At 72.6% G+C, this 8,646-nt stretch carries 7 protein-coding genes and 2 pseudogenes; 4 read left to right on the top strand and 5 right to left on the bottom strand.

Features of this window, described 5'->3' with window-relative positions; genetic code table 11:
* Both ACFQ3T_RS31640 and ACFQ3T_RS31635 read right to left on the bottom strand, forming a co-directional pair.
* Positions 1 to 537: pseudogene (locus ACFQ3T_RS31640) on the bottom strand (hypothetical protein); the annotation flags it as partial.
* Positions 538 to 727: 190 nt separating this feature from the next.
* On the bottom strand, positions 728 to 1,048 hold the full coding sequence (locus ACFQ3T_RS31635) for a hypothetical protein (protein WP_380728958.1): 321 nt from the start codon (positions 1,046 to 1,048) through the stop codon (positions 728 to 730).
* Positions 1,049 to 1,112: 64 nt separating this feature from the next.
* On the opposite strand from ACFQ3T_RS31635, the gene ACFQ3T_RS31630 reads away from it, so the two are divergent.
* Positions 1,113 to 2,186, top strand: a complete 1,074-nt coding sequence (locus ACFQ3T_RS31630; protein ID WP_380728956.1) for an arginase family protein — start codon at positions 1,113 to 1,115, stop codon at positions 2,184 to 2,186.
* 21 nt (positions 2,187 to 2,207) lie between these two features.
* Here the strand turns inward: ACFQ3T_RS31630 and ACFQ3T_RS31625 are convergent, their stop codons facing one another.
* Positions 2,208 to 2,468 carry a chorismate mutase gene (locus tag ACFQ3T_RS31625; protein WP_380728955.1) on the bottom strand — a complete coding sequence of 87 codons (261 nt, stop codon included), beginning with the start codon at positions 2,466 to 2,468 and terminating at the stop codon, positions 2,208 to 2,210.
* A 217-nt stretch (positions 2,469 to 2,685) separates the two neighbouring features.
* Here ACFQ3T_RS31625 and pcrA point away from each other — a divergent pair, with 217 nt between their 5' ends.
* Positions 2,686 to 5,010, top strand: coding sequence for a DNA helicase PcrA (gene pcrA / locus ACFQ3T_RS31620; protein ID WP_380728953.1), 2,325 nt, complete (start codon positions 2,686 to 2,688; stop codon positions 5,008 to 5,010).
* A gap of 106 nt (positions 5,011 to 5,116) precedes the next feature.
* On the top strand, positions 5,117 to 5,521 hold the full coding sequence (locus ACFQ3T_RS31615; RefSeq protein ID WP_380728951.1) for a winged helix-turn-helix transcriptional regulator: 405 nt from the start codon (positions 5,117 to 5,119) through the stop codon (positions 5,519 to 5,521).
* Between the two features lie 312 nt (positions 5,522 to 5,833).
* On the opposite strand, the gene ACFQ3T_RS31610 is transcribed toward ACFQ3T_RS31615, so the two are convergent.
* Complete coding sequence (locus ACFQ3T_RS31610; protein ID WP_380728949.1) at positions 5,834 to 6,499, bottom strand: M23 family metallopeptidase; 666 nt, start codon at positions 6,497 to 6,499, stop codon at positions 5,834 to 5,836.
* A gap of 361 nt (positions 6,500 to 6,860) precedes the next feature.
* On the bottom strand, positions 6,861 to 7,778 hold the full coding sequence (locus tag ACFQ3T_RS31605; protein ID WP_380728947.1) for an esterase/lipase family protein: 918 nt from the start codon (positions 7,776 to 7,778) through the stop codon (positions 6,861 to 6,863).
* Between the two features lie 157 nt (positions 7,779 to 7,935).
* On the opposite strand from ACFQ3T_RS31605, the pseudogene ACFQ3T_RS31600 reads away from it, so the two are divergent.
* Positions 7,936 to 8,646: pseudogene (locus tag ACFQ3T_RS31600) on the top strand (hypothetical protein); the annotation flags it as partial.

Below are 8,646 nucleotides of genomic sequence, written 5' to 3'. Positions count from 1 at the left end.
GCCCGCCGTGCGGTCGCCCGCCGCGACGCGGAGGCCGTCCGCCACCGCTCGGCCAGGCTCGCGGCCGCCCGGCGCCGCCCCCGTCGTCGTGGTGGGGGCGGGGGTGGCGAAACCCGTCAGCAGCGGCACGTCGGTCGGGTAGCCGGGCATCCCGATGCGCTCGACCGGGTTGCTCACGCCGACCAGCTTCGCCGCCGCGATGGCGAGGCCGACCAGGACTCCCGCCGACGACAGGACGGCGAACCAGGCGGCCCGCTTCCACGTGCGGGGCGGCGTCACCGAGGCCGGCACCAGGCCGATGTTGAACTTGCGGAGCCCCATCTCGTCGGTGTCGACGAGCGGGTCGGGCGGCGGTGGCGGCGGGGTGTGCGGGGCGGTCACCGTCCGCCGGACCGGCGGGGGCGCGGGTGGTGGTTCGGGCGGCAGCGGCAGCCGCGCCGGCGGCGTGTGCTCCAGCTCGCCGCCCATGGGCAGCCAGATCGCCGCCCCGTCCTCCAGTCGATGCCGGCCCGGCCGTGCTGGTTCCCCGATGTCCATGCTGTGCAGACCCCTCCCGCCCCCTGGCCTGACGGCCCTCGCGGATTTTCACCTGGTGGGCTGAACCGACGCGGGGAATGGGGGTGGGACGCCGAGGACCCCGCCGCCGGCTCAGGGTAAGCGGAGAGTCGGGGCGGAGCCGGGCAGATCAGCCTTGTGGCCGCAAGCGCCACACGGAAGTGTGAATCTCCTAGCTGCCGCTGTTCAGCCGCTTCCGGGTGCCCTGGAGGGCGTTGCCCGCGGCGAGGCCGGCGCCGCCCGCGATCAGCGCGCCGATGATGTCGCCCGAGGTGCCCGAGCCGACGGTGATCAGCAGGCCCACGAGCGCGATGATCGTCGTCACCCCGGCGACGGTCCACCGGCTGCGCACGTACTGCGCGATCGGCGCGCCGGCGGCGCGCTTCGACTTGGCGGCGGTGCCGAGCATCGCGAGGTAGCCGTCGTGCGCCAGCGTGGCCAGCACACCGAGGATCGCGATGATGCCCGTGACGAGACCGATGATGACTCCCATGCCACCAGTGTGCACTCGATCAAACCCGCTGGACCATCCGTGATCGCCCTGATATCCCCCTGGAATGGAGGTCTACTGGCACGACGCCTGCCTCGGGCACGACACGGGCTCCGGGCTGTGGGAGCTGCCGGGCCGGTGGGACTGGCTCGACGTGCCCGAACCGCACCCGGAGAACGCGGCGCGGCTGCGCACGTTCCGCCACGCCCTTGAGCGCGGACCGGTCGCGCCGCACCTGACGTGGGCGACGGGCCGGTTCGCCACCGACGAGGAGCTGTCCCGCGTCCACACCGCCGCCTACCTGGCCGAGCTGCGGGCGGCGTGCGAGGCGCGCACCGCCGTCGAGGTCAACACGGTCGTCGGCCCCGGCTCGTGGGACGCGATCCGCGCCGCCGCCGCCACCGCGCTGGCGGCGTACGAGTCGGTCGCCGCCGGCCGCACCCGCCTGGCGTACGCCCTGGTACGCCCGCCCGGCCACCACGCCCAACCGGGCCTCGCCGACGGGTACTGCCTGGTCAACAACGCCGCGCTGGTCGCCGAGACGGCCCGGCGCGCGGGCCGCCGGGTCGCCGTCCTCGACTGGGACGTGCACCACGGCAACGGCACGCAGGAGGTGTTCCGCGACACGCCCGACGTGCTCACGATCTCGGTGCACATGCGCCACGGCCCGTGGGGCGCCAACCACCGGCAGACCGGCTCGCCCGCCGAGTCCGACGCGTCCAACATCAACGTCGAGCTGTCGCTCGGCGCGGGCGACACCGCCTACCGGCGCGCGCTGGCCGAGATCGCGTTCCCGGCGCTGGCCGAGTTCGGCGCGGACCTCCTGGTCTGCGCCTCCGGCTTCGACGGCTCGGCGTTCGACCCGAACGGCAGGCACAACCTCACCGCCGACGGCTACCGGTCGATCGGCCGTGCGGTGGCCGGGCTCGGCCTGCCCACCGTCCTCACGCAGGAGGGCGGGTACCTGCGCGGCTACGCCGCCCTGTGCCTGCACACCCTGGTGGAGGGCCTGCTGGGGCTGGACCTCCTGGCCGACCCGCTGGCCTACGTGCCGGACGACGCCCAGCTGGTCGACGTGGACCTGGCCAGGGCCAGGTCCACGCTCCCCACCTGGGACTTCGCCCGCGTCACGGCCCGCTAGCGGACGGCCGACGCCCGAGCCCTACCGGCCCAGGGGGCCGCGGCCGAGCTTCAGCAGGATCATCGCCAGGTCGCGGCCCTCGGGACCGAGGTCCTTGTAGCGGTTGATGACGTCGATCTCGCGGTTGTGCACGATCCGCGTCCCACCCGCGGCCATCCGGGCCGCGCCGATGATCTTGGAGACCTCGACCCGGCGCTTGACCAGCCGCAGCAGCTCGGCGTCCAGGTGGTCGATCTCCTGGCGCAGCGCGTCGATGTCCTGGGCGGTTCCGGTGCTGTTCATCGTGACGACCTTCCGACTCTGGGGGAGTCCCAGCCCTGGCAGCAGCGAAGCCCCGGGGTCCGAGGACTCCGGGGCTTCGTGGGTGGCTTGTCGGCGCTAGCGGTCCACGGGAGCCGGAGTCCGGATCCCGTAAAAAAACTCGAAGTGGGCCATGCGCACACGCCCATCATGCCACAGGGCACGGGCTGTCGGGGTCAACCGGTAACGTGGACAGGCGATGAGCGCCTTGTTCGACTTGCCTGCAAGTCCCCCCGCCTCCCGGTCCGCGCGGCTGCTCGAAGACCTCAACCCGTCCCAGCGCCGGGCCGTCGAGCACTCGGGCGCCCCGCTGCTGGTCGTCGCGGGTGCGGGCTCGGGCAAGACGCGCGTGCTGACCCGTCGGATCGCCTACCTCCTCGCCGAGCGGAACGTGCACCCCGGCGAGGTCATGGCGATCACCTTCACCAACAAGGCCGCCGCCGAGATGAAGGAGCGCGTGTCCGACCTCGTCGGCGCGCGGGCCCGCTCGATGTGGGTGTCCACGTTCCACTCCATGTGCGTGCGGGTGATGCGCCGCGAGGCGAAGACCCTCGGCATGTCGTCCAACTTCTCGATCTACGACTCGGACGACACGCGCCGGCTGATCACGCTGGTGGCCCGCGACCTCGACCTCGACCCGAAGCGCTACCCGGCCCGCACGCTGGCGATCCACATCTCTAACCTGAAGAACGAGCTCGTCGACGCCGCCACCGCGAAGGAGCGGGCGACCAACGACCTGGAGCGCCGCGTCGCCGAGGTCTACGAGAGCTACCAGCGCCGGCTGGGCGAGTCGAACTCGCTGGACTTCGACGACCTGATCATGCGGACCGTCGAGCTGCTGCAGGACCACCCGGACGTGGCCGAGCACTACCACCGCCGGTTCCGGCACGTGCTCGTCGACGAGTACCAGGACACCAACCACGCGCAGTACACGCTGGTCCGAGAGCTGATCGGGACCGGCGAGGACGGCGTGCCGCCGGGCGAGCTGTGCGTGGTGGGCGACGCGGACCAGTCGATCTACGCCTTCCGCGGCGCGACGATCCGCAACATCGTGGAGTTCGAGCGCGACTACCCGCAGGCCACCACGATCCTGCTGGAGCAGAACTACCGGTCCACGCAGACCATCCTGAGCGCCGCGAACGCGGTCATCTCGCGCAACCCGAACCGGCGCGAGAAGAGGCTGTGGAGCGACCTGGGCGACGGCGAGAAGATCGTCGGCTACGTCGCGGACAACGAGCACGACGAGGCGGCGTTCGTCGCCCGCGAGATCGACCACCTGGTCGACAGCGGCGAGGCGAACAACGGCGAGATCGCCGTGTTCTACCGGACCAACAACCAGTCGCGCGTGTTCGAGGAGATCTTCATCCGCCTCGGCCTGCCCTACAAGGTGGTCGGCGGCGTCCGGTTCTACGAGCGGCGCGAGGTGCGGGACGCGCTGGCGTACCTGCGGGCGCTGTCGAACCCGAACGACACGGTGTCGTTGCGGCGCATCCTCAACGTGCCCAAGCGCGGCATCGGCGACCGGGCCGAGGCGTGCGTGTCCACGCACGCGGAGCGCGAGCGGATCAGCTTCGCGGCGGCGCTGCGGGACGCGGTGGCGGGCAAGGTGCCGCTGCTCAACCCGCGGTCGCGCAACGCGATCGCCGGGTTCGTCGAGCTGATGGACGAGCTGGGCGTGCTGGTCGACCGCGGCGACGACGTGGCCGACATCCTCGAGGCGGTGCTGGAGAAGACCGCCTACCGGGCCGAGCTGGAGGCCAGCGAGGACCCGCAGGACCACACCCGGGTGGAGAACCTGAACGAGCTGGTCACGGTGGCCCGCGAGTTCACCGAGCTGGGCACGGCGGCGCCGGTGGCCGACGAGGCCGTGCCGCCGGACGAGGGCGTGCCCGCGGAGGGCTCGCTGGCGGCGTTCCTGGAGCGCGTGTCGCTGGTCGCGGACGCGGACTCGGTGCCGGACGCGGAGTCCGACGGCGTGGTCACGCTGATGACCCTGCACACCGCCAAGGGCCTGGAGTACCCGGTGGTGTTCTGCACGGGCTGGGAGGACGGCGTCTTCCCGCACCTGCGCGCCCTGGGCGACCCGACGGAGCTGGCCGAGGAGCGCCGGCTCGCGTACGTGGGCATCACGCGGGCCCAGCGGCGGCTGTACCTGTCGCGGGCGCTGGTGCGCTCGGCGTGGGGCCAGCCCGCAGCGAACCCGGCGTCGCGGTTCCTGGACGAGATCCCGGCCGACCTGGTCGACTGGCGGCGGGTGGAGCCGAAGCGCTCCGCGCCGTCCGCGCCGACGTCGTGGGGCCGGGGTTCGGGGCCGTCGCGCCCGGCGCCGACGAACGCGGGCTGGAAGGACACGCCCGCGGTGAAGCTCGACGTGGGCGACCGGGTGAGCCACGACAAGTACGGCCTCGGCCGCGTGGTGGCCGTGGACGGCGCGGGGCCCCGTGCGACCGCCACGATCGACTTCGGCGGCGCGGGGACCGTGCGGCTGATGCTCATCGGCGGCGTGCCCCTCGTGAAGCTCTGAGGGCCGCTCAGCGGTCCGTCGTCCACCTCCGGCGGGCGGCGGACCCGGGGTATTTCCTTGCATGCGCATGCATTCTCGACCACAATGCCGGATCGTGGACCAAGTCATGTCGAAGTCGGTCGGGATCTGCACGGACATGGACGACGCGCGCCAGTGGGACCACCGGGCGGGGTGCGAGGTGCGGACCGTGCTGGAACGCGTGGCCGACCGGTGGACGCTGCTGACGCTGTCGTACCTGGCCGAGCGCTCGCACCGGTTCGGCGAGCTGCGGCGCAAGATCGACGGGGTCAGCCAGCGCATGCTGACCGTGACGCTGCGCCAGCTGGAGCGCGACGGCCTCGTGCTGCGCACCGTGCACCCGACCGTCCCGCCGCGCGTGGACTACGAGCTGACGCCGCTGGGCGCGAACCTGCACGAGACCGTGCAGGTGCTGAGCGCCTGGTCGGACCGCCACGAGGCCGAGATCGCGGCCGCCAGGGCGGCGTACGACGCCAGGGCCGGCGCCGCGTGAACCGTTCACCCGATCGGGTTCTGAACCAGGGTGCAACCCGGATGCGGTCCGCGCGTCTTTAGGGGTGTCACCAGCGGAATGACCGGGTTCGGGGGGAGCCGGTCAGGGGGAGGCCGCTGGTGGCGAGGGGAATGAGGGGGATGAGTAGGGCCGGTGACCGCTGTCGGGGGCGGTGACCGCAGGGGGGTGCCCTCCGGGGGGAGGGTTTCCACGGCGAAAGGCCGGGCCGCTTCGGCGGTCCGGCCTTTCACGTCGTCGCAGCGTCGATCGCGGCGCCGGGTGACCGGACGCCGGTGGTCGAACGCCGATGCCCTAGACGCTGATGCCCTGGGCGTTCAGCCAAGTCAGCGGGTTGATCTTCTTGCCGCCCGGGTTCCAGACCTCGAAGTGCAGGTGCGGGCCGGTGGAGAAGCCGCGGTTGCCCATCCGGGCGATCTGCTCGCCGGCGCGGACCCGCTGGCCCTTGCGGACCGAGTACGTGTCCACGTGGCCGTACACGGTGATCGTGCCGTCGGGGTGCTCGACCTTGACCCACAGGCCAAAACCGCTTGCCGGACCGGCCTCGATCACGACACCATCCGCGGCGGACAGGATCGGCGTGCCGATGGGGCCCGCGATGTCGATGCCGTAGTGCATCTCGCCCCAGCGACCGCCGAACCCGGACGTGAAGTCGCCGACGGCGGGACGGGCGAACTTGGGTCGCTTCGCCTCGGCCTCGGCGGCCTCGATGTCCTCGGTGATCTGCTGGCTCTTGACGAGCTTCTGGGCCTCGGCGGCGGGGTCGACCGTCTTGGCGACGGGCAGGACCTGCGGCGACGCGGGGCCGGTGCCGCCGACGCCGAACGCGGCCGCGCCTTCGGCGGCGTTGGCCAGCGGGGTGATCTCGTCAGCGGAAGCGGGCGAGTCGGAGCCGAGCGCGTGGAGCGTTTGTCCGGCGCCTGCGGCGGCGAACGCGCCGACAGCGACGGCTGCGACCACGATCCGGCCGCGCAGCGCTGAAGGCGGTGGTGGAAGCCGGTGCGTGTTCACCGGGCGCGCCGAGGCACGGACTACCGCCTCGTCGAGCACAGCAGAACTCGTATGGCCGCCGGGGGAGCGGTGTTGAGACAAAACCTGGCCTTCCGTCTTCGGGGAGTCCGGTCGGACACCGGGCGGGGGATCCCGGTTGAGCCGGTCGGGGTACCGACTCGTCGTCCTGCTTGTGACCAGACCGTGACAACGGACCGGGGGACAGTAACGGCGCGGAGCCCTTAAGGGCAATCCCCGATGGTGATGTCTACCGTTTAGCGGTCAGTGCGACCCACGTGTGTGTGAGCCGTGACGCTGGGTCATGAGGGAGCTACGCAAACCCCGTGCGTGCAGGCACGATGGGGTGATCCTGGTCGTCATCCGAACGTGTGATGGCGCTCACTACTGTGTGCAGTGTGCGCGGGTCCACCGGTAGTGAGAGGTGACCTGAATCACGTATCTGGTGCTCCTCCACGACCAACGCGGGATGGGCCAACCGGGCGTTCCGCTGCGGGATGATCACCTGGTCCATCTCGCTCCACACCACGACGAACTTCGTGCGGCAGGGCCGGGACGGTTCCGCCAATTCGGACAACAGCTCCGAACCGGGCCTCAACTGCCTGGTCAACGACGTGGGCAGGAGGTAGGCGGCCAACGTGCCGCCGTGGGGCGTCCCCAGGGTGACGAGCGTGCGCACGCGGGCGTCCCCGTTCAGGCGCTGCACGTAGTACCGGGCGATGAGACCGCCCAGCGAGTGGCCGACGACGTGCACCCGGTCGGAGCCGGTCTGCTCGCAGATCCGCTCGACGTGCTCGGCGAGCAGGGCGGCCGAGCGGCGGACGTCCCCGGTCAACGCCGTCAGCACGCTGTAGTTCACCGCGTGGACGACCCCGAAGCCACGCCTCCGCAGCGCCCCCGACAGCACTGCGAAGGCGGACCTGTTGTCCCCGATGCCGTGCACCAGCACGATCGGGGTGCCCGCCGCGTCCATGGCCGAAACCACCAGTCCCCGCTGGCGGGGCGGGAGGCCGTCGGTCCGGTACGCGCGGAAGTGCCCCTCGGGCCGCAGCTGCTCCTCGACCACGCCCCACGGGTAGAGGACGGTGTGCGCCGCCAGCCAGGCCGCCTCGACCGCCACCGCGCGCACCCCGCCGGGCGACGCGACCGCGCGCAGCACGGCGCCGGACGCGTCCAGCACCTCCCCGGCCACGCTCGCCCAGGACGCCGCGAGCCGCCGCACACCACCCATGTGGCCGAAGGTAAGTGATGCCCCCACCAACCGGGTGTACCCAACGACGAATCCCCACAACCCCGTGGCGAGGCCGTTACCTGGCGCTACGCCCCGGCGGCGCCGCCCCGCGCCGCCCAACCCTCGTCCGCGGCGCTGTTTTGCTAGCGTCCGAGCGGTGATCCGAACCGCTGAACCGGTCTCGCCGACACCCACGAGACTGCGGGCGGCGGTCGGGGTGGCCGTGCTGGGCTCGGCGCTCACCGCGGCAGCCCCGGCTGTCGGGGTGGTCGACGCGCCCCCGGCGTTCACGGCGTGGCCGCTGCTGGCGCTGCTCGCCCTGCTGCCCGCGGCCCTCGCCGTCGTGTTCCTCTCCCGCGGCCAGGAGCTGACCGCCGCCGCGGCGCTCGTCGCGCCCGCCGTGTTCGCCGTCGGCCGCCTCCTCAACGACCTCCAGGTCGCCGTGAACCCGGTCGCGGCCTCGCGGCCCGAGCTGTTCCGCCCGGTAGACCTCGCCGCGCCCAGCCCGACCGCGGGCGCGTGGCTGCTGGTCGCCGGGCACGTCCTCGTGATCGCCGCGGGCGCGCTGGCCGTCGCCACGCTCGGGGCCGAGCCGGACGTCCGCAGCGAGCACGCCACCTTCTTCGTCCCCGCCACGGCCGGCATCGTGGCGGGCATCGGCCTGTTCGCCGCGCCGTTCACGTCGACCGACGCGCTGATCCCCGGCCGGGGCCCGTTCGAGTCGCCGACCCTGCCGATGGCGGGCGGTGTCCTCGTCACCCTGGCCGCGCCCGCCCTCGCCGTGCTGGCCGCCAGCGCCACCACCAACGAGGCGCGCCGCGGCGGCGTGCTCGGCCTCGCCGCCGTCGTCCTCGCCCTGGCGCTCCCG

The sequence above is a fragment of the Saccharothrix hoggarensis genome (genome assembly GCF_042678885.1).
In the GTDB taxonomy this organism is placed as follows: Bacteria; Actinomycetota; Actinomycetes; order Mycobacteriales; family Pseudonocardiaceae; genus Actinosynnema; species Actinosynnema hoggarensis.
Note: the sequence above shows the minus strand (reverse complement) of the source record. Positions and strands in the feature narration are given on the sequence as shown.

Coding starts and splice junctions, on each gene's coding strand:
- pcrA (WP_380728953.1), top strand. CDS start 2,686: ATGAGCGCCTTGTTCGACTTGCCTGCAAGTCCCCCCGCCTCCCGGTCC.
- ACFQ3T_RS31630 (WP_380728956.1), top strand. CDS start 1,113: ATGGAGGTCTACTGGCACGACGCCTGCCTCGGGCACGACACGGGCTCC.
- ACFQ3T_RS31635 (WP_380728958.1), bottom strand. CDS start 1,048: ATGGGAGTCATCATCGGTCTCGTCACGGGCATCATCGCGATCCTCGGT.
- ACFQ3T_RS31625 (WP_380728955.1), bottom strand. CDS start 2,468: ATGAACAGCACCGGAACCGCCCAGGACATCGACGCGCTGCGCCAGGAG.
- ACFQ3T_RS31605 (WP_380728947.1), bottom strand. CDS start 7,778: ATGGGTGGTGTGCGGCGGCTCGCGGCGTCCTGGGCGAGCGTGGCCGGG.
- ACFQ3T_RS31615 (WP_380728951.1), top strand. CDS start 5,117: ATGTCGAAGTCGGTCGGGATCTGCACGGACATGGACGACGCGCGCCAG.